General features: G+C 33.1%; 14 protein-coding genes and 1 riboswitch. All 14 genes read left to right on the top strand.

The features are described 5' to 3' along the window. The first annotated feature begins 91 nt into the window (after positions 1-91). Positions 92-4,756: a beta-N-acetylglucosaminidase domain-containing protein gene (locus tag ACY2U7_RS09105; RefSeq protein ID WP_461816273.1), complete on the top strand. Its 4,665-nt coding sequence runs from the start codon at positions 92-94 to the stop codon at positions 4,754-4,756. A gap of 148 nt (positions 4,757-4,904) precedes the next feature. Then, complete coding sequence (locus ACY2U7_RS09110) at positions 4,905-6,638, top strand: ABC transporter ATP-binding protein (protein ID WP_461812332.1); 1,734 nt, start codon at positions 4,905-4,907, stop codon at positions 6,636-6,638. 27 nt (positions 6,639-6,665) lie between these two features. Then, positions 6,666-7,559 carry a DUF2156 domain-containing protein gene (locus ACY2U7_RS09115; protein ID WP_461816274.1) on the top strand — a complete coding sequence of 298 codons (894 nt, stop codon included), beginning with the start codon at positions 6,666-6,668 and terminating at the stop codon, positions 7,557-7,559. Next, positions 7,560-8,747 carry a pyridoxal phosphate-dependent aminotransferase gene (locus tag ACY2U7_RS09120; RefSeq protein ID WP_461812334.1) on the top strand — a complete coding sequence of 396 codons (1,188 nt, stop codon included), beginning with the start codon at positions 7,560-7,562 and terminating at the stop codon, positions 8,745-8,747. An 89-nt stretch (positions 8,748-8,836) separates the two neighbouring features. Then, on the top strand, positions 8,837-9,685 hold the full coding sequence (locus ACY2U7_RS09125) for a DUF368 domain-containing protein (RefSeq protein WP_461812335.1): 849 nt from the start codon (positions 8,837-8,839) through the stop codon (positions 9,683-9,685). Between the two features lie 6 nt (positions 9,686-9,691). After that, positions 9,692-10,375 carry a DNA alkylation repair protein gene (locus ACY2U7_RS09130; protein ID WP_461812336.1) on the top strand — a complete coding sequence of 228 codons (684 nt, stop codon included), beginning with the start codon at positions 9,692-9,694 and terminating at the stop codon, positions 10,373-10,375. Positions 10,376-10,474: 99 nt separating this feature from the next. Continuing rightward, positions 10,475-10,936 carry a hypothetical protein gene (locus ACY2U7_RS09135; protein WP_461812337.1) on the top strand — a complete coding sequence of 154 codons (462 nt, stop codon included), beginning with the start codon at positions 10,475-10,477 and terminating at the stop codon, positions 10,934-10,936. A gap of 76 nt (positions 10,937-11,012) precedes the next feature. Then, complete coding sequence (gene ispG / locus ACY2U7_RS09140) at positions 11,013-12,068, top strand: flavodoxin-dependent (E)-4-hydroxy-3-methylbut-2-enyl-diphosphate synthase (protein ID WP_461812338.1); 1,056 nt, start codon at positions 11,013-11,015, stop codon at positions 12,066-12,068. Position 12,069: 1 nt separating this feature from the next. Beyond that, positions 12,070-16,533, top strand: coding sequence for a PolC-type DNA polymerase III (locus tag ACY2U7_RS09145; RefSeq protein ID WP_461816275.1), 4,464 nt, complete (start codon positions 12,070-12,072; stop codon positions 16,531-16,533). Between the two features lie 94 nt (positions 16,534-16,627). Then, a riboswitch (cobalamin riboswitch) is annotated at positions 16,628-16,819 on the top strand. A gap of 141 nt (positions 16,820-16,960) precedes the next feature. Further along, entirely contained in the window at positions 16,961-17,824 is an 864-nt protein-coding gene (locus tag ACY2U7_RS09150) for an energy-coupling factor transporter transmembrane component T (RefSeq protein ID WP_461812340.1), read from the top strand. After that, entirely contained in the window at positions 17,812-19,479 is a 1,668-nt protein-coding gene (locus ACY2U7_RS09155) for an ABC transporter ATP-binding protein (protein ID WP_461816276.1), read from the top strand. The genes ACY2U7_RS09150 and ACY2U7_RS09155 overlap by 13 nt, the downstream gene beginning before the upstream one ends. Further along, positions 19,455-20,393, top strand: coding sequence for an ECF transporter S component (locus ACY2U7_RS09160; protein ID WP_461812342.1), 939 nt, complete (start codon positions 19,455-19,457; stop codon positions 20,391-20,393). The genes ACY2U7_RS09155 and ACY2U7_RS09160 overlap by 25 nt, the downstream gene beginning before the upstream one ends. A gap of 18 nt (positions 20,394-20,411) precedes the next feature. Next, positions 20,412-20,924, top strand: a complete 513-nt coding sequence (locus ACY2U7_RS09165) for a DUF4430 domain-containing protein (protein ID WP_461812343.1) — start codon at positions 20,412-20,414, stop codon at positions 20,922-20,924. A gap of 19 nt (positions 20,925-20,943) precedes the next feature. Further along, positions 20,944-21,873, top strand: a complete 930-nt coding sequence (locus tag ACY2U7_RS09170; protein ID WP_461812368.1) for an AAA family ATPase — start codon at positions 20,944-20,946, stop codon at positions 21,871-21,873. The last annotated feature ends 11 nt before the right edge of the window (positions 21,874-21,884 follow it).

Raw genomic sequence — 21,884 nt, forward strand, 5'->3', positions numbered from 1 at the left:
TAAAAAGCACAAAAATATAGATAAAAATAAAAAGATATATGATATAATAGACATATTCATGAGTGCGAAAAGCATAGAAGGAGGAAAAAGAATGCGGAAAAAGAAAATGTGGCAAAGTGTTGTAAGTGCGATGCTTACGGTTGCTATGGTTTTTACAGTAGCTGTACCTACAAAAGCAGTAGAAAACGAAAAAGAAAATATTTCAACTGTTGAGTCGCCTTGGGTTTCTAAGTGGAACAAAGGAGATCCGATGACAAGTGGAAAAGAGTATCAAATTTATCCAGTACCTCAACAAATAAAATATTCGGATCCAAAACAAGAGTTTGAAATAAGTAAAGAGGTTCAAGTTGTAAGCGGAAAAGACATAGATGATGCTACAAATAAACATTTAGCAAATGTATTGAAAAAATATAATAGGATAGAAAAAAAGGGAAAGGCAAACCAGAAGCAGTCTAAAATTATTTTAGGAATATATGGTAAAAATGATGAAGCAGACAAATGGTTTAAAGAGAAAAAGATAGACGCAAATCACTTTGCAAAAGAAGATGCATATGCGCTTTATGCAAAAAATGGAGAAATTGTTATTTTAGGAAAAGATAGCGATGCTGTATTCTATGGTGTGTCTACTTTGGAAATGATGTTTTCTTCTTTTGCTGGAAAGAAGTTTTACCCAGTTGAAATTATGGATTATGCTTCTATAGATGCAAGGGGATATATAGAAGGATTTTATGGTGGTTGGACACATGAACAGAGAAAAAGTTTAATGAAATTTGCACCACAGGCAAAAATGAACTTGTATGTATATGCTTCAAAAACAGATTCGTATCATACAGATAAATGGGATCAATTATATCCAGAAAACATGTTAAATGAATTTAAAGAATTGGCAAATTTACAGGCTGAAACAAAAACGGAATTTTCATGGTCTGTACATTTAACAAAAGTTTTAAATGGTGTAACAAAGGTTGATTCTACCTATCAGGACAGAAAAGAAAAGTTAAAAAAGAAATTTGATCAACTTTATAATATAGGTGTAAGACGTTTCTGTATTTTAAATGATGATTTTGGATCAGGTTCAAATGAAATAGTTGTACAATTGGTTAACGACTTGACGAAAGAATATATTAATAAAAAAGGTTGTAAGCCAATTATTTATTGTCCACAAGGATATAATGAAGCATGGGCTAGACCTGCTGAATTAGAGGCGATGAAAAAGTTTGATAAAGACGTACTTATTTTTTGGACAGGGAAAGATGTAAACTCTCCATTTGAACAGTCGACAATTAATTATGTAAAAGAAAAAACAGGACATAATCCAGTATTTTGGGTAAACTATCCATGCAATGAACATGCAAAATCTGGAATTTTCTTAGGAAGCAGTACACATTATATCCGTGATAATATTTCAGGACTTGCTGGTGCAGTATCTAATCCGATTTTCTTTGCTGAAGCAGATAAAGTTCCTTTATTTCAGTTAGGGGCTTATTTTTGGAATGTAAATGGTTATTCTAAACATGTAGAGAAAGTTTGGGAACAATGTTTTAAATATTTACAGCCAGAAGTGTATGATGAATATTTAACGATAGCAAGAAACGTATCTGATTGTCCAAATTCAGGAAGAATTCCACAGGGATTTGAGGAATCGCTATACTTGAAAGATACTTTAGAAAAAGTGAAAAACGCGGTAGAAAAAAATACGCTTAATGCGCAATCTGAGGAAGTAAAACAATTATTTGCAGAATTTAAACATATGCAGACTGCAATAGACAGTTTCCAAAAAAAATGTGAAAATAAAGCGCTAGTAAAAGAGTTATCAAATCCAGGTGGAATAGAAAATGGAGAAGGATGGCTTCAAGCACTTGATAATGTAGCTAAAGCAGGAGAATCTATTTTGGTAGCGGAGGCTGAACTTTCAACAAAAACACCAGATATGTCTAAAGTATGGAAGGCGTTTTCAAGAGCTTCAAAAGAAATGAACGCATATAATAGTCGTACATATAAATTTGGGCAAAGCAATGATCGAGTAGCAGCAAAAGCTGGAAATAAGAGATTGGTTCCATTTGTAAATACTTGTTTGAAAGATGTGCAAGTTGAATTAGATAAATGGGTAAATGTCGCAGGTGAAGAGAAAAAAGCGGATCGTATTTATACGAATATGTCTTCTTATGCAAAACAACCATTGACAATTGCGGAAAAAGAGTTTGGTGTAAGAAATCTTTCTAATATTACAATGAAAAAAGGCGATTATATTGGAGTGAAAAAAGAAGCGATTGCAGAAATTTCTTCTATTATTGTAGAGGGCGAAAATACAAATGGTTTATCACTCGAATATTCATTGTATGGAGATGAATGGCAGACTGCGAAAGTGGGTACACAATCAAAACATTTAGAAGCAAAATATATTCGTTTAATCAATAAGGGAGAGGGAACTATAACAGTAAATTTAAAACGTTTCTCCATGATTGTTGACAATCTTCCAAATAAACTTCGTTTTAAAGAAACGAATATTAAGGAAATTAGAGAAGGAAATTGGAATAACATGGTAGATGGAAATACAGAAACATTTGTATGGACAAACCGTGCACAAAAGGTCGGAGATTACATTACAGTGGACTTAGGTGAAACGAAACCAATTCGCGATATTACATTTTGGACAGCAGATGGAAATCCACGAATAAAAAATGCAGATGTGTTTATATCGACAGATAATAAGAAATTCCCAAAAATTGGTAGTTTTAATGACAATGGGAAAGTAGTTCCACCGCTTAGAAGTTATAGCGCTAATGCAAATGGACAGGTAGGACGATATGTTCGTTTGCAGGTAACGGGAGAATATGGATATTATTTAAAAATTCATGAAATTGAAGTAAATAAAGGGGAAACATCTCATGCTACAATTTCTCCTGAAGTGGCTGTGACAAATACAAAAGGAAATGTACAAGCATTGGATGACAAAAACTTATCAACGTTATTCCACGTGCAAAATGTAAAAACAGGAAATAAATTGGAATATAGATTGACAGACAATGTAAACTTAGATAGTTTAAGTGTATTTCAAGGAACACCTTGTAATGCAGAAGTTACTTTAATCAATGCAGATCATACGGAAAAGAAACTAGGTAAACTAACAGAAAGCAAACAAGATTTTAATGGAATTGAAGGAAATGTTCATGCAATTCGTTTTGATTTTGAACAAGGAAAAGATGTTGAATTAAATGAATTAGTTTTACGTTATGGGAAAAATCCATCTGATGATATAGGTGTTGCAGTAGAAAATATTTATGTAGATTCTACAGAACCAGAAGAAAAACCAGATGTAGAAGAAGTAGTAAACCTTGCTTTAAATCAAAAAGTAGAGGTGTCTGCTGTGGAAAGAGTGAAAGGTTCAGGGGCAGAAACATCATATACAGGAAACTTATCTGTAGATGGAGATAAAAATACTCGTTGGAGTAGTGGAGCGTTAAACGATAAGAGTTATGGAGATATTGCAGACCAGTGGATTGTTTTAGATATGGGTGAAAATCCAGTGTTGATGAAAGAAATTCAAATTGATTTCTATAAAAAAGTGTGGCCAACAGAGTATCAAATTCAGGCTTCAAATGACAAACAAAATTGGGTGACCCTTGAGACGATTACAAGAGAATCTGCAAATAAAGAAGGTATTTCAGATAAGAAAGCATTTGAAACACCTTTAAATGCAAAATATCTTCGTTTGTATTTTCCAAAAGAAAAATTAAATACACAGGCAGTAGGCGGAAGTGTTTCTATTACGGAATTAACAGTAAAAGGAATTAGAAAAACGACTCCATTGACTTATACAACTGTTAAAGATACATTTAAAGAAATTAAGGTGGAAAATACAGCAACTGTGAAAGAGTTACATTTACCAGAAATTGTGCAAGTAGAAATGGAAAAAGCATCTGGTGAAAAGATTGACGTACAAGTACTTCCGAAATGGAATACAGAAGGATTTGACGCTGCAAAAGATGTAACAATGCTTTTGAAAGGAGAACTTCCTACAGGAAAATTTTTGATGAATAATAAAGCTGTGGAAGCGGTACAGAAAGTAATTAAAGGAACACCAGTTGTAGAGGATTTGACAGCAATAAGAAATGAGTTACAAAGTGTTATTGATAAGGCGCAAAAGATAGTAGATGCTGCAGAAAAAGATTATCGTTTGTATGATGTTTCGACTATTAATGAATTAAAAACAGTATTGGAGAAAACAAAAAAGGTATTAGGAAATGCCAAGAGTACAAAAGTTGAACTAGAAAATGCGAAAGCAGATTTAGATGCAAAAATTTTATTAGTAAGGGGATTGGATTTAAAAACGTTTGATCAAATGATTTCGCAAGCAGAACAAATCAATAAAGATTTGTATACAGTTGAAAGTGTGCAGGAATTAGAAAGCGCATTGAAAGTAGCAAAAGAACTCTTTACAAAAGGGGTTACACAGGAAGATGTTGATAGAGTGAAGAACGAGGTGGAAAAAGCCTATAATGCTTTGGAAGAAAAAGTAGAGCCAGAGCCACAACCTCAACCAGAGCCAGAGCCACAACCTCAACCAAAGCCAGAACCACAGCCTCAACCAGAAGAAAACCAAGATGTATCAGCAGAAAGTAAACCGAATGACAAGACACAAAAGGAAAATAAAGAGGCAAATACACCAAAAACATCAGATACAGAGCCGATTTTCTTATTTGGTGGAATGATATTATTGTCAGGGATTGTTATTGTTAGGACAAAAAGAAAATAAATAGAAAAATACTTTTCTGTGAATAGGTGGAAGTTGTGTGAAAAAGATTGCGCTTTTAGAAAAGATGTAGTATATTATAAAAATAAGTAGATTATAAGGACGGACTTTTCGGAGTTTCGTCCTTATTTTAGAATAAGGAGGAGAAAAGATGAAAGATAAATTAAAGAAACTATTTTCGTACTATAAGCCTTATAAGTTACTTTTTTATAGCGATATGTTTTTTGCAATCATTGGAGCAGCTGCAACATTGGTAATTCCCTTGATGGTTCGTTATATTACAAGCGAAGTAGTGTATTTTAATGAAAATAAGGCGATGGAAACAATTGTTTTTTTGGGAAGCATAATGATTGCTTTGGTTTTGGTAGAGTTTGGGTGTAATTATTTTATTGCTTACTATGGACACATGATGGGAGCAAAAATGGAAGCAGATATGAGACGTGATATTTTTAGTCATTATCAAAAATTAACTTTTGCTTTTTATGACAATCAAAAAGTAGGAGCATTACTTTCACGTATCACAAGTGATTTGTTTGATATTACAGAGCTCTTGCATCATGGACCAGAAGATATTGTTATTTCTATTATTAAAATTATTGGATCCTTTATTATTTTAGCAAATATTAATTTGCGTTTAGCCATAGTTGCTTTTGTATTTGTTCCAGCAATGGTCATTTTTGCGGTATACTATAATAAGAAGATGAAAACGGCGTTTAAACGTAATCGAGCAAGAATTGCAGATATTAATAGTCAAATTGAAGACAGTTTGTCTGGAATTCGTGTTGTTAAATCATTTGCTAATGAAGAGATTGAAATGGAGAAGTTTCATAAAGGAAACGATGGATTTTTGGCGGCAAAGAAAATAAGTTATCGTTATATGGCAGGATATCATTCTACATTAACTGCATTGACAACTTTAATAACAGTTGTAGTATTGCTTGTTGGAGCAAAAGGACTTACAACAAAGACAGTATTAGTAGCAGATCTTGTGACATTTTTACTTTATATTAATAACTTTATTGAACCTGTAAAAAAATTAATTAACTTTACAGAAATGTTTCAAAATGGATATTCGGGATTTGATAGATTTCAGGAAATGCTTTCTATTGCACCGGATATTACTGATGCAGAAGATGCTGTTTCTGTCGGAAAATTAAAAGGAGAGATTCGTTTTGAAGATGTTTCTTTCCAATATCAAGATACAAATGAGCCAGTTCTTTCTCATATTAATTTAGATGTGAAAGCTGGAGAATATGTTGCTCTTGTAGGACCATCAGGAGTTGGAAAAACAACTTTATGTAGTTTGATTCCAAGATTTTACGAGGCTACAAGTGGGAAAATTGAAATAGACAATACTGATATACGGAAAATGAAATTAGATGATTTGAGAAATAATATTGGTATTGTACAACAGGATGTATACTTATTTGCAGGAACAATTATGGAAAATATTCGTTATGGAAATCCAGATGCTACCGATGAAGATGTTATTCGTGCAGCAAGAAATGCAAATGCACACGAGTTTATTATGAGTTTTCCGGATGGATACGATACGGATATTGGGCAAAGAGGAGCAAAATTATCAGGTGGACAGAAACAACGTTTGTCTATTGCAAGAGTGTTTTTGAAAAATCCTCCAATTCTTATCTTTGATGAAGCAACTTCAGCTTTGGATAATGAAAGCGAAAAAGTGGTTCAACAATCGTTGGAAATGTTGGCAAAAGATAGAACAACATTTGTTATTGCTCATAGATTATCTACAATCAAAAATGCAAAAAGAATTTTGGTTCTTACAGAAAAAGGAATTGAAGAACAAGGAAGTCATGAGCAATTGATTCAGAAAAAAGGGATTTATGAATCGTTATATCATATGCAATTTCAATAGAAAAAGAAATAGAATGAAGGTGTGGATATGAAAAATATAGAATTTAGACGTCCTGAAATGGAAGATAGAAAATTATTAGATGGATATTTTAAACGATATCCATCTAGAAGTTGTGAGAGAACATTTATAAATACATATCTTTGGTCAAGACATTATAAAGTAAAATATGCAGTGATTGAGAATACGCTTGTATTTAAAAATGAAGATCATGAAATTGCTTTTACCTATCCAATTGGAGAAATTGAAGATATAAAGAATGCATTAAAGTTTCTAATGAAATATTGTGAGAAAGAAAATAAAATCTTTGAATTATATTGTGTGACAGAGGAACAATTTAAACAGTTGAATGAGTGGTATCCGAATGAATTTCAAATTACATATGATAGAGATATAGCAGATTATGTATATGAATCAGAGAAATTAATAACATTATCTGGGAAAAAATTGCATGGAAAACGAAATCATATCAATAAATTTAAGGCTGAACATCAAAATTGGAAGTATGAAACAATGACAGAGAATAATGTAGAGGAATGCTTTCAAATGGCTTTAAAGTGGAGAAAAGAAAGTGGATGTGATGCAGATGTGGAAAAAAATGCGGAAATGTGCGTTGCACTCAATTCATTACGACTTTTTAAAGAATTAGAAATGATAGGTGGAATTTTGCGTGTAGATGGGGAAGTTGTTGCTTTTACAATGGGAGAACCCGTCAGTGAGGATACATTTGTGGTTCATATTGAAAAGGCGTTTGCCGGGATACAGGGAGCATACCCAATGATTAATCAACAGTTTATTGAACATGAATGTTCAGGATATAAGTACATCAATAGAGAAGATGATGCTGGAGTAGAAGGACTTCGAAAAGCAAAGTTGTCATATCGACCTGCGTTTCTTATAGGGAAAGGACGAGTGAAGAGATAAATGATTTCTGAAAAAATGAAAAAAATGGTGTTGAATAGTTCTGAAATTCGAAAAATGTTTGAAGAAGGAAATCGCATGGCCAAAATTTATGGAAAAGAAAATGTGTATGATTTTAGTTTAGGAAATCCAAATGTTCCGGCACCGGCAAAAGTAAAAGAAGCAATTAGAGAGATTTTGGATGAGGAAGATGAACTTACATTACATGGTTATACAAACAGTAATGCAGGGTATATAGAAGTTCGACAAGCTGTTGCACTGTCCTTGAATAAAAGATTTCAAACTTCTTTTTCGGAAGAAAATATTATTATGACAGTAGGGGCAGCAGGAGGATTAAATGTTGCTTTAAAAGTATTATTAAATCCCAAAGATGAAGTGATTGTTTTTTCACCTTATTTTGGAGAATATAGAAGTTATGTAAATAATTTTGATGGAGTTTTAGTGGAAGTTTCACCAAACACCATAAATTTTCAACCTAAACTAGATGAATTTGAGAAAAAAATTACAGAAAGAACAAAAGTTGTAATTATAAATACACCTAATAATCCAACAGGTGTAATTTATTCAGAAGAAACAATTACGTGTATAGCAGATATATTGAATAAGAAACAAAAAGAATACAAATCAGATATTTATCTTTTATCAGATGAACCATATCGAGAACTTGTGTATGATGGAGAAAAAGTTCCTTATGTAACAAAGTATTATGCGAATACTATAGTAGCGTATTCTTATAGTAAATCACTTTCACTTCCAGGAGAGAGGATAGGATATCTTGTTGTACCCGATGAAGTTAGTGAAAGTAAGACGGTTAGATCGGCAATGAATGTTGCTAATCGTATTCTTGGATTTGTAAATGCCCCTACATTACAGCAGAAAATTGTGAAAAAATGTTTAGAAGAGAAGACAGATATTTCATATTACAATAGAAATCGAGAAACATTATATAAAAGTTTGACTAATTATGGATTTTCTTGTATTAAACCGAAAGGAGCATTCTATTTATTTATGAAATCTCCTATTGAAGATGAAAAAGAATTTTGCAAAGAAGCAAAAGAATTACATATTCTTCTTGTACCAGGAAGCGCGTTTGGATGTGGTGGATATGTGAGGATTGCGTATTGTGTTTCTTATGAAATGCTTCTAAAAGCACTTCCGCAATTTGAAAAATTAGCAAAGAAATATTTTTAAATATTGAAAAATAGAATAAAATATGATACTGTTCTGAGCATAGTCAAATTGTATATTTGACAGGAAAAGAGAATAAAAGAGGTAAAAAGATGATTAAACAAATACTACAAGGAATGGTCGTTGGGATAGCAAATATTATTCCTGGTGTCAGTGGTGGAACAATGATGGTTGCAATGGGATTGTATGATAGATTGATTCATGCCATCACACATTTAAAAAGTGAATTCAAAGAAAGCATGAAATTATTAATTCCGATTTTTGCAGGCGCAGGAATTGCGATTATTGCATTATCAAGACTATTTGAATTTTTATTAGGAACATATCCAATTCCAACGAACTTTGCTTTTTGTGGATTGATTGCAGGAAGCCTTCCGTTTATATTCAAAAAAGTAAAGGGACACAAAGTAACGATTGGGAAATTAATTCCATTTTTAATTTTTTTCGGTGTGGTTATTATCATGGCGTTATTAGGAGAAACAGGCGGAAGCAATGCTGATGTTACTTTTGGAGTAGTAAATGTAATTAAATTATTTGGAGTAGGTATCGTTGCAGCAGCAACTATGGTTGTTCCAGGAGTTAGTGGTTCCATGATGTTAATGTTACTTGGTTATTATGATACAATATTAAAGGCTATTAATAACTTTGTAGATGCGTTAGTAAAATTTAATACGGGAGAACTTGTAACAGGAATTGGTGTTTTAGCACCATTTGGAGTTGGAGTTGTTATTGGGATCTTCTTAATTGCAAAGCTTATTGAGTTCATTTTTTCAAAAGCAGAAATCCACGCATATTATGGAATTATTGGTTTAATTATTGCATCTCCGATTGCGATATTGATAAAAACAGACTGGAGTGGTGTATCAATCTTAATGTTGATTATAAGTGTTGTTACATTTGTCTTAGGTTGGTTTGTTGCAAGTAAATTAGGTGGAGAGTAGATTGAATTGAATATACGAGAACAATTAGAAAGTCTGGCTGAGCCAGGCTTTCAGCAATTTATGGCGAAGTTAATTCCGAATATTGAATCGAAAAGAATAATTGGAGTTCGTTTACCTGTTTTGAGAAAGATGGCAAAGCAAATAGCGGAAGAAGATTGGAAATATTATTTAGAAAAATATTCTTCTGAAAGTTATGAAGAAGTAATGTTACAAGGGATGATTATTGGCTATATTAAAGAAGATATTGGAGAAATTTTAAGGCTGATAGAACAATTTTTACCTAAAATAGATAATTGGTCTACGTGTGATAGCTTTTGCGCAGGATTGAAGCAAACAAAAAAATATCCAGAGGAAATGTGGAGATTTATTAGTAAATACATTTATGATCAAAGGGCGTATTTTGTACGCTTTAGTATTGTTATGATTATTTTTTATTATATAGATGAGAAACATATAGAAAAGGTATTTGCTCATTTTGATAGGATTTGCCATACAGACTATTATGTGAAAATGGCTATTGCATGGGCAGTTTCTATTTGTTTTATCAAAATGCCTGAAAGAACAATGACATATTTAAAAAAGAACAATTTAGATGATTTCACTTATCACAAAGCTTTGCAGAAGATTCGAGAGTCAAGGAAAGTAAATAAGGAAACAAAGGAAAAAATAAAAAATATGATGAGAAAATAGTAGAAAATTGTAAAATTCGTTCGAGTTTAATGCGTTGACAGTCCATGATAAACTTCGTATAATTTAAGTGTAAACGATAAAGAAGGGAATTGTGGTAAAATGTTTATAGCAAAGAATGATGAGGAAAAAAGAAGTAGAATTTGGCGCATAGTCACAGTTGGAGCATCTGTTATTCTCCTCATAATAATTATTTATTTTTTGTTTTCCTTATTTGCAGGTAATCCACTTAAAGGAACATGGAAGAGTAAGGAAAGTAATTTGCAATTAACAATTCGAAGTGGTGATTCTGCTACAGCACGATGGTCTGAAATTGCTGAAGCTTCCAATGTGAAGATGAAAATTAATTATACTTTAGATAAAGAGAACAAGACAATTGCATTTAAGGTTGATGATGCAGAGATTGAAAAAGCAGTGAGAAATTCTGATGCGGGATTGACAAAGACAGCTTTAGAAACAGAAATAAGTATGATAGAAACGACTTTTGACTATAGTTTGGAAAAAGATAAATTAATTCTGTCTGAACGTGAATATGGTGAGCAAATTGTTTTTGTAAAGAAATAAAGATAAACCAAAGCCACATTTTCTAGGTGGAGGCTTTGGTTCTTTTTGACTATAAAAGAAAAAAGGAGAAAAAAGAATGAGACGTGAAAAAACAAAAGAGATTCGTATAGGAAATAGAGTTATTGGTGGAGGGAATCCTATTGCTATTCAATCCATGACCAATACGAAAACGGAAGATGTACAGGCAACAGTGGAACAAATATTAGCGTTGGAAAAGGCGGGATGTGAGATTGTTAGGTGCGCCGTTCCAACTACGGAAGCTGCGGAAGCTTTAAAAGAAATAAAAAAGCAAATACATATTCCTCTTGTTGCGGATATTCATTTTGATTATCGCTTAGCAATTAAAGCCATCGAAAATGGTGCAGATAAAATCCGTATTAATCCGGGAAATATAGGAGATGTATCAAGAGTCAAAGCAGTTGTAGATAAGGCAAAAGAATACGGCGTTCCAATTCGTGTAGGAGTAAACAGTGGTTCATTGGAAAAAAACCTTATTGAAAAGTATGGAGGTGTGACAGCGGAAGGAATTGTAGAGAGTGCATTAGACAAAGTACACATGATTGAAAACATGGGGTATGATAATTTAGTTGTTAGTATCAAATCATCAGATGTCTTAATGTGTATTAAAGCGCATCAGTTAATTTCTGAGCAATGTCAATATCCACTACATATTGGAATTACAGAGTCAGGAACGCTTTTATCTGGAAATATTAAGTCTTCAGTAGGTCTTGGAATTATGTTGTATGAAGGTTTGGGAGATACAATACGTGTATCTTTAACTGGAGATCCATTAGAGGAGATCAAAAGTGCAAAATTAATTTTAAAATCTTTGGGATTAAGAAAAGGTGGAATAGAAGTTGTTTCTTGCCCAACATGTGGAAGAACAAAAATAGATTTGATCGGACTTGCAAATCAGGTAGAAAACATGGTAGAAGATATTCCTCTCGATATTAAAGTTGCAGTTATGGGGTGCGTTGTAAATGGACCAGGAGAAGCGAAAGAAGCAGATATCGGAATTGCGGGAGGAATAGGAGAAGGACTTTTAATCAAAAAAGGTGAAATAGTGAAAAAGGTAAAAGAAGAAGAACTTTTAGAAACATTAAGACAGGAACTTTTGAATTGGGGACAATAAAATGGGAAAACGATTTTTTGATGTCTTTCCAACATTACAGGTAGAAAAAGAAATTGCGTATTTATTTGAAGAAGTAGAGGTAACAAAAGTAACTACTACTTCTTTGAAAGATCGATTAAAAATATATTTTTTAAGTACACATTTAATTCCTAAAATTTATGTTTATCACATGGAAGACATAATAAGAACTCAATTGTTTGGACGTACACCGATTTCTATTCATATTGTGGAAAAATATCAGCTCTCAGAGCAATATACACCAGAAAATTTAATGAAAGAATATCGAGATAGTATTTTAGAAGAACTAAAAGAAAAAAGTGCTGTGGAATATAATATGTTTTTAAATGCTAGATGCACATTTGAAGAGGAAAGTATTCTTTGTTTAACATTGGAAGATACAATTGTTGCAAAAGGCAAACAGGATTCTATCGTGCGATTATTGGAAGAGATATTTTGTGAGCGGTGTAATATTCCGATAGAGATTCGAGTATTTTATGAAAAGGCAAAAGAAAGTAAACATAAAAAATATAATGAAATGCGTTTGCAACAGGAAATTCGCTCGATTGTGGAAGGAAATGAAAGTCGAAGAAGAGAACATATTGAAGAAGAGAAAGAAAAGAATACTGATAAAAAACAGGAAAAAATAGTAAAATCCAAAGAAGAGAAAAAGACATTTCAGAAGAAAGAGTTTTATTCCTCTATTAAGAGGTCAGAGGATCCGAATGTTATTTATGGTAGAAATTTTGAAGATGATCCGATTGAACTTTCTAAGGTTGTCGGTGAAATGGGAGAAATTACTATTCGTGGAAAAGTGATTCAATTTGATACGAGAGAAATTCGTAATGAGAAAACGATTGTTATGTTTGCAGTAACAGATTTTACGGATACGATTATGGTAAAAATGTTTACAAGGAATGAACAACTTCCGGAAATTTTAAGTGAGATTACGAAAGGTGCATTTTTGAAAATCAAGGGAGTTACAACTATTGACAAATTTGATGGCGAATTGACGATAGGATCAGTGACGGGAATTAAAAAAATTCCAGATTTTACAACAACACGTAAAGATACAAGTCCAATAAAGCGAGTGGAACTGCATTGTCATACAAAAATGAGTGATATGGATGGGGTGTCAGAAGTAAAAGCAATTGTAAAAAGAGCTCATGATTGGGGACATAAAGCAATTGCTATTACGGATCATGGTGTGGTGCAAGCTTTTCCAGATGCAAACCATTATATTGAAACATTGGATAAAGACGATCCTTTTAAAATTATTTATGGGGTGGAAGGATATCTAGTAGATGACTTGACAGATATTGCGGTGAATGAAGATAATCAGACATTACAGGATACGTTTGTTGTATTCGATATTGAAACAACAGGATTTAGTTCGGTAAAGGATAGAATTATCGAAATTGGTGCTGTGAAAGTGGACAATGGTAAAATTTGCTCTCGTTATAGTACATTTGTTAATCCAGAGGTACCTATTCCTTTTGAAATCACAAAATTAACCAGTATTACAGATGCCATGGTTATTGATGCGCCAAAGATAGAAAAAGTACTACCTGAATTTATGGAATATGTGGGAGATGCGGTGCTTGTGGCGCACAATGCAGGATTTGATGTAGGGTTCATCGAGGAAAATTGTAGAAGACTTGGTATAGAACGAAAATTGACATCAGTGGATACCGTTGCTCTTGCTCGAGTGTTGCTTCCGACACTTTCGAGATATAAATTAAATATTGTAGCTAAAACTTTAGGAATTTCGTTGGAAAATCATCATCGTGCTGTGGATGATGCAGGAGCTACTGCAGAAATTTTCGTGAAGTTTGTGGAAATGCTAAAAGAGCGTGAAATAACTACTTTAAAAGAAGTTAATAAATTTGGAGCTATGAATCCAGATGCGATTCGAAAAATGCCAGCGCATCATGTGATTATTTTAGCAAAAAACGATATTGGAAGGGTAAATTTATATACATTGGTATCCATGTCTCACCTAAAATATTTTGGTCGTATGCCTCGTATACCAAAAAGTGAATTAAATAAGTATCGAGAAGGATTGATTGTTGGAAGTGCCTGTGAGGCAGGGGAACTTTATCAAGCGATTTTAAACGATAAATCAGAAGAACAAATTGCAAAAATTGTTAGTTTTTATGACTATTTAGAAATCCAGCCGTTAGGAAATAATGCATTTATGTTGGAAAGTGAACGTATATCGAATGTAAATACAAAAGAAGATTTGATACAGATAAATAAAAAGATTGTCAAATTAGGTGAAGAATTTCAAAAAATGGTTGTAGGTACTTGTGATGTACATTTTTTAGATCCTGATGATGAAGTGTATAGAAGAATTATTATGACGGGAAAAGGATTTTCAGATGCAGATGATCAAGCTCCGCTGTATTTGCGCACGACAGAAGAAATGCTATCGGAATTTTCTTATCTTGGTTCATCAAAAGCAGAGGAAATTGTTGTTACTAATCCAAATAAAATTGCAGATATGATTGAACCAATTTCTCCAGTGCGTCCGGATAAGTGTCCACCGATTATCGAAAATTCAGATCAAGAATTGAGAGATATTTGTTATAAAAAAGCTCATAGCATGTATGGAGAAAATCTTCCAGATATGGTTGTAGAACGTCTTGAAAGAGAGTTGAATTCTATTATTTCTAATGGGTTTGCGGTTATGTATATTATTGCGCAAAAACTTGTATGGAAATCTGTGGAAGATGGATATCTTGTAGGATCCAGAGGCTCCGTTGGTTCATCTTTTGTTGCAACTATGGCTGGTATTACGGAAGTAAATCCATTGAGTCCGCATTATTATTGTAAAAAATGTCATTATAGTGATTTTACATCAGAAGAAGTGCGTGAATACTCTGGTTTATCAGGTTGGGATATGCCAGATAAAAAATGTCCGGTCTGTGGAGAACTTCTTGCAAAAGATGGATTTGATATTCCCTTTGAGACGTTTCTTGGATTTAAAGGAAATAAAGAGCCGGATATTGACTTAAACTTTTCGGGAGACTATCAGAGTAATGCCCACAAATATACGGAGGTTATTTTCGGAACAGGACAAACTTTTCGTGCAGGAACAATTGGTACACTTGCTGAGAAGACCGCTTATGGTTTTGTGAAAAATTATTACGAAGAAAGAGATAGTCGAAAAAGAAAATGTGAAATTGAGAGAATTGTGGACGGGTGTACTGGAATTAGAAGAAGTACGGGACAACATCCTGGAGGAATTATTGTTCTCCCACATGGAGAGAATATCAATTCTTTCACGCCAGTGCAGCATCCAGCAAATGATATGACAACAGATATTATTACAACTCATTTCGATTATCACTCAATTGATCATAACTTATTGAAGTTAGATATTCTTGGCCATGATGATCCGACAATTATTCGTATGTTAGAAGATCTGATTACAGATATTACTGGAAAAAAATTTGATGCTACTACAATTCCGTTGGATGACCCAGATGTGATGGCGCTTTTTGCTGGAACAGAAATCTTGGGAATTAAACCAGAAGATATAGGAGGATGTCCAGTAGGGTGTCTTGGAATTCCAGAGTTTGGAACAGACTTTGTTATTCAGATGGTTGTAGATACAAAACCAAAAACAATTTCAGATTTGATTCGTATTTCTGGATTATCTCATGGAACGGATGTATGGCTTAACAATGCGCAAACCTTAATCCAGGAAGGAAAGGCAACGATTTCTACAGCGATTTGTACACGTGATGATATTATGACATATCTAATTAATAAAGGGTTAGATAGCGAAGAATCCTTTACGATAATGGAACGTGTTCGTAAAGGAATTGTTGCAAAAGGAAAATGCAAGGAATGGCCAGAATATAAACAACATATGTTAGAACACGGAGTCCCAGAGTGGTACATTGGTTCTTGTGAAAAGATTAAGTATATGTTTCCTAAAGCACATGCTGCAGCCTATGTTATGATGGCGTACCGTATTGCTTATTGCAAAGTGAACTATCCTTTGGCATATTATGCAGCCTATTTTAGTATTCGTGCATCCGCATTTTCTTATGAAATTATGTGTCAGGGAAAGGATAAATTAGAATTTTATCTTAGAGATTATAAGAAACGTTCGGATTCTTTAAGTAAAAAGGAACAGGATGTATTGAAAGATATGAAAATTGTGCAGGAAATGTATGCGAGGGGATTTGAATTTCTTCCACTTGATATTTATACTGCGAAAGCGGACAAGTTCCAAATTATAGATGGTAAATTGATGCCACCACTAAATAGTATTGAAGGAATGGGCGATAAAGCTGCTGAAGCGGTAGAATCAGCGTCGAAGGATGGACCGTATTTGTCTAGGGATGATTTTAGACAAAGAACAAAAGTAAGTAAAACAGTAATTGATCTTATGGCAGATTTAGGGATGTTTGGAAATCTTCCAGAGTCAAATCAACTATCTCTATTTGATTTTTAAAAGGAGATAAATTAGGAGCAAATAGTTAAATCTATTGCTGTGTATAGAAAAACGTGCTATACTAGCATGTCAGTATAAATTTTAAAATAGAATAATAAAATGTTGTTCGGTTACTTTTGTAATGAAAAGTATTAAAAGGGAATTCGGTGAAAATCCGAAACAGCTCACTTTACTGTAAGGAATGACGAAATCCATTAAGCCACTGTGAAGCAATGCGTCTACATGGGAAGGCGGAAAGTAGGAGTTAGTTCTAAGTCAGGAGACCTGCCGTTACAACGAGTGAAATCTTTCGGTGAGGATAAGATTACGCATAGAAAGTAAAGTAGACTTTATCAATAAAGTCTTAGTTTTTATGTGTTTAAAAGCAGCCGATTGGCTGCTTTTTTCATTTATAATGAGTAGTTTTAATGGAGAAAAGGGGGAAGATATGAAATTTAGCGAGTTTCATCCAATTGTCAATGCAATGTATTTTGCAGTAGTTATTGGGGTTACTATATTTTCTATGTCACCATATTTTTTGGTGCTTTCTCTAGTAGGGGCATTCACATATTCGTTTATGTTGACAGGGAAAAAGTGTATAAAGCAAAATGCATATATTATTATCACCACACTTATAGTAATGACAGGAATCAATGCATTATTTACCCATAATGGAGAAACGGTTTTGTTTTATATTAGATATAATAGAATTACGTTGGAAGCGATATTTTTTGGATTAGCATCAGCTACAATGTTGTCTTCAGTAATCGTTTTATTTTCATGTTTTCATAAAGTTATGTCTGAAGAAAAGTTGATTTATTTATTTGGAAAAATATTTCCGGTATTAGGTTTAATGGTATCAATGATTTTTCGCTTTATCCCACTTTTGCATTGTAGATTTAAAGAAATACAGATGGGGCAGGCATGTATGGGCAGAAATGCGCAGATAGGGATTATTAAGAAAGTAAGGCAATTATTAAAAGAAATTTCTATCTTAATTGCATGGTCGTTGGAAGCCTCTATAGAAAGTGCAGATTCTATGGCTGCTAGGGGATATGGTTTGCCTGGTAGAAGTAGTTTTCATTTGTTTAGAATTACTGTGCAAGATATAGTACTTCTTCTTATGATTGGAATGTGTGGAGGAATTGTTATAGTAGGGTGTATTTTTGGTTGGACAACAATACAGTATTATCCACGAGTAGTTCTACCAGTGATAAGTTGGAAAGAAGTTATCTGTATAAGTTCATTTGGTGTATTAATGTTTATGCCATCGGTAATAGAATATATTGGAGGACATAAATGGGAAAGATAAAATTTGAACAGGTAACATTTACATATCCACTTGCAGTTCAACCTGCACTTAAAAATGTTACTTTTGAAATAGAAGAGGCACAATTTATTGTGATTTGTGGAAAGTCTGGTTGTGGAAAAAGCACATTACTTAGACAAATGAAAAAAAATTTGATGCCATATGGTGAGTTGAACGGGGAAATTTTATATGATGAAATTCCGATAAAAGAATTAGAAGAACGAAGAAGTGTATCGGAAATAGGTTATGTACAACAAAATCCAGATAACCAAATTATTACGGATAAGGTTTGGCATGAATTGGCGTTTGGACTAGAAAGTCTTGGCTATGATAATCAAACGATTAAACGTCAAGTGGCAGAGATGGCAGAGTATTTCGGGGTGGAAAGCTGGTTTCATAAGGAAACAAATACATTATCGGGAGGACAGAAACAATTATTAAATTTAGCCTCGATAATGGTGATGCAGCCAAAAGTATTAATTTTAGATGAACCTACAGCGCAATTAGATCCTATTGCTGCAGCAGAATTTTTGCAGATAGTTCGTAAGATTAATCGTGATTTAGGGGTTACAATTATTATGTCAGAGCACCGATTGGAAGAAGTTTTTCCAATTGCAGATAAAGTACTAGTTTTGGACGAAGGAGAAGTTATTGCTATGGATAGTCCAAGACGAATTGGAGAGTATCTGTCAGGAATGGAAACAGGAACAGTACATGCAATGTATTATGGGCTTCCAGAAGTGATTAGAATTTTTCAAAAAGTTTCTATTGGAGAATCCCCTCTTACCATACGTGAGGGGAGAAAAATGATGGAAAAATTGTTGACAGGAAAAAAGATAGTCGAATACTCTTTGAGAGAATCTGAAAATTTTAAGGAAACAGAGAGTGCTATAGAATTAAAGAATGTATGGTTTCGGTATGAAAAAGGAGATCATGATGTATTAAAAGGCGTATCTATTTCTGTGCCAAAGGGGAGTTGGTATTGTGTTTTAGGGGGAAATGGAAGTGGAAAGAGCACAATGCTGAAAATTATATGTGGAGTTTTAAGACAACAAAAAGGGAAGGTTTGTATTAATGGAATACAGAGAGGAAAAAAAGTTTGTGAGAAAATTACAATGCTTCCTCAGAATCCACAAGCTATTTTTACAGAAATTACGGTAGAAGAAGAATTGTTTGAAAGTATGACTTTTATGGAGATGAACGATGGGGAAAAGATTTCAAAAGTAGAAGAAATGCTAGAACAAATGGAAATAGCACATTTAAGAAAAGCAAATCCATATGACTTATCAGGAGGAGAACAACAAAGATTAGCCCTTGGTAAAATTTTGTTATTAGAACCAACAGTTCTCCTTTTAGATGAACCAACAAAGAGTTTAGATCCTTTTTTTAAAAGAACATTAGCAAAAATTTTAAAAGAATTACAGATAAAGGGAATGACTATTTTTATGGTGAGCCATGATGTGGAATTTTGTGCAGCTTATACAGATTATTGTGCTATGTTTTTTGATGGAGAAATTATATCAGAAGATTACACGAGAAAATTCTTTTCTGGGAATAGCTTTTATACGACAACGGCAAATAAAATTGTGAGAAGTTGGAATAAGGAATTGATTACTTGTGAGGAGGTTCAGGAATGGCTTCAGAAAAACTGCAATTAACACAGCAGGAAAAGGCAGCAAAACAACGTCTGCATGTGGGAGCAGAACTGATATTAATAGGTATTCCTATTGTACTTATAGTAGGAATAAAATTTTTACCAAAAGAATGGTATATGTTACTTAGTTGGATTCTTTTAGCAATGACAATAGCCCCTTTTTTTATGGTTTTTGAATCAAGAAAACCTAAAGCAAGAGAAATTGTTTTACTTGTTATGATGAGCGCTCTTGTTGTTGTAACACATTTATTTTTTCATATTATATTTCCAATACAGATAGGAACGGCTTTGATTATCATTAGTGGTATTTCGCTTGGACCAGAGGCAGGTTTTTTTATTGGAGCATTAAGTAGGTTTGTATGCAATTTTTATATGGGACAGGGTCCGTGGACCCCATGGCAAATGTTTTGTTGGGGGATACTTGGTTTTTTGGCAGGATTTGCATTTAATTGTGGAAATAAAGAAACATTAAAATCGAAAAAATTTAAAATTATTGCAGGTCCAGTAATAACAATACTTTTTTCATTTTTATTGGCATATGTTAGTTTTTTGTTATACCCAGGAAATGATAGTGTGGTTGGTTGGAGATTTTATTTATTTGGTGCAGTTGGTTTATTTTTAGGAGTAATCATGCAAAGAAAACGCCTTCCGATAGATCATATTACACTTTCGGTATTTACTTTTTGTACAACATTTATTGTATATGGTGGAATTATGAATCTAAGTAGTGCGTTGTTATCGACAAATGGTAGTCAGGCAAAAGGACTTAGTGTTGAAGGATTAAGGATATTATATGTTACTGGTGTACCGTATGATTTTTTTCATGCATTAACAGCTGCGATTTGTGTATATTTTCTTGGAGAAAATATTATTCAAAAATTGGAAAGAATAAAAATAAAATATGGTATTTATAAGTAGAAAATAAAGGAGATAGATGTGGATAAAGAATTTGAAAAGCAAATACGAAATAAGAAAAAACGGAAGATTTCAGTAGCCATTGTTATTACACTTGTTTTGATAACAACTTTATTTTCTTTTAAACTAGAAGATGGGAAGGGAAAAAAGGAAAGTGAAGTTACGTTAGAAATTCGCTGTGATGAACTTATGCAACATCCTGAAAAAATGAAAAAGCCGGAATTGTGGCAATATATACCGAAAGATGGAATTTTACTAAAAGAAACAAAATGTACGATGAAAAGCGGTGAAACGGTTTTTGATATTTTAAATAGGGTGTGTAGGGAGAAAAATATTCAAATAGAATATAGTCATGCAGCAGGATATGATTCATATTATGTGGAAGGAATACAGTATTTATATGAATTTGATGCTGGAAAAAGAAGTGGTTGGATTTATCTTGTTGATGGAGAAAATACCAATTATGGCTGTTCTCAATATAAGTTAAAAGGTGGAGAAAAAATCGTATGGAAATATGTATGCGATTACAAATAAAGCAAGGGAAGGGAAAATGATGAAAGAAAAAATTTTGGAATTAAAAAAAGAAATAGGTAAAGTAATTGTAGGAAAAGAAGAAATTATTGAAAAAGTATTGATGGCAATTGTAGCAGGAGGACATATTTTATTAGAAGATATTCCGGGCGTAGGGAAAACTACCCTTGCATTAGCTTTTAGTAAAACGATGGGATTAGAGTTTAAACGTATACAGTTCACTCCTGATGTTGTTCCTTCTGATATTACCGGATTTATGATATATGATAAACAAAAAAATGAATTTACATATCGTGAGGGTGCTGTGATGTGTAATTTCTTTTTGGCGGATGAAATCAATCGTACATCAAGCAAAACACAATCTGCACTTTTAGAAGTAATGCAAGAAGCTAAAGTAACAGTGGATGGTGAAACACATGAACTACCTCAACCATTTATTGTTATGGCAACACAAAATCCGATAGGAACTGCAGGAACACAGATGTTGCCAGAAGCACAACTTGATCGTTTTATGATTAAATTATCTATGGGATATCCAGAATTTAATGCACAAGTTAAAATTTTGAAAAACAGAGAGAAAGAAGAACCGCTTGATACAATTAAAGCAATTCTTTCTATTGAAGAAGTAATTGAGATGAAAAAAGAAGCAAAAGAAATTTATGTAGATGACAAAATTTATGAGTATATTACAATACTTGTAGAGGCAACGAGAAAACATGAGTATGTTAGACTTGGGATCAGTCCAAGAGGAGCTTTGGCATTATGTGGCATCGCTAAAGCAAGAGCATATATTTTAGGAAGAAATTATGTGATACCAGAAGATATACAGGAATGTTTTTTAGATGTGTGCAGGCATCGTCTTATTCTGAAACCAAAGGCGAATTTAACATCTATGGATTCGGATAGTATACTTCAACAAATTTTAGATGAAAATAAAGCTCCAAAGCTATAGAAAGAGTGATG

It is taken from the genome of Faecalimonas sp. (genome assembly GCA_029264305.1).
In the GTDB taxonomy this organism is placed as follows: domain Bacteria; phylum Bacillota; class Clostridia; order Lachnospirales; family Lachnospiraceae; genus Faecalimonas.

What these genes read in the sequence shown, in the direction of transcription:
- ACY2U7_RS09105 (WP_461816273.1), top strand. Translation starts at nt 92, where the DNA reads ATGCGGAAAAAGAAAATGTGGCAAAGTGTTGTAAGTGCGATGCTTACG.
- ACY2U7_RS09110 (WP_461812332.1), top strand. Translation starts at nt 4,905, where the DNA reads ATGAAAGATAAATTAAAGAAACTATTTTCGTACTATAAGCCTTATAAG.
- ACY2U7_RS09115 (WP_461816274.1), top strand. Translation starts at nt 6,666, where the DNA reads ATGAAAAATATAGAATTTAGACGTCCTGAAATGGAAGATAGAAAATTA.
- ACY2U7_RS09120 (WP_461812334.1), top strand. Translation starts at nt 7,560, where the DNA reads ATGATTTCTGAAAAAATGAAAAAAATGGTGTTGAATAGTTCTGAAATT.
- ACY2U7_RS09125 (WP_461812335.1), top strand. Translation starts at nt 8,837, where the DNA reads ATGATTAAACAAATACTACAAGGAATGGTCGTTGGGATAGCAAATATT.
- ACY2U7_RS09135 (WP_461812337.1), top strand. Translation starts at nt 10,475, where the DNA reads ATGTTTATAGCAAAGAATGATGAGGAAAAAAGAAGTAGAATTTGGCGC.
- ispG (WP_461812338.1), top strand. Translation starts at nt 11,013, where the DNA reads ATGAGACGTGAAAAAACAAAAGAGATTCGTATAGGAAATAGAGTTATT.
- ACY2U7_RS09145 (WP_461816275.1), top strand. Translation starts at nt 12,070, where the DNA reads ATGGGAAAACGATTTTTTGATGTCTTTCCAACATTACAGGTAGAAAAA.
- ACY2U7_RS09150 (WP_461812340.1), top strand. Translation starts at nt 16,961, where the DNA reads ATGAAATTTAGCGAGTTTCATCCAATTGTCAATGCAATGTATTTTGCA.
- ACY2U7_RS09155 (WP_461816276.1), top strand. Translation starts at nt 17,812, where the DNA reads ATGGGAAAGATAAAATTTGAACAGGTAACATTTACATATCCACTTGCA.
- ACY2U7_RS09160 (WP_461812342.1), top strand. Translation starts at nt 19,455, where the DNA reads ATGGCTTCAGAAAAACTGCAATTAACACAGCAGGAAAAGGCAGCAAAA.
- ACY2U7_RS09170 (WP_461812368.1), top strand. Translation starts at nt 20,944, where the DNA reads ATGAAAGAAAAAATTTTGGAATTAAAAAAAGAAATAGGTAAAGTAATT.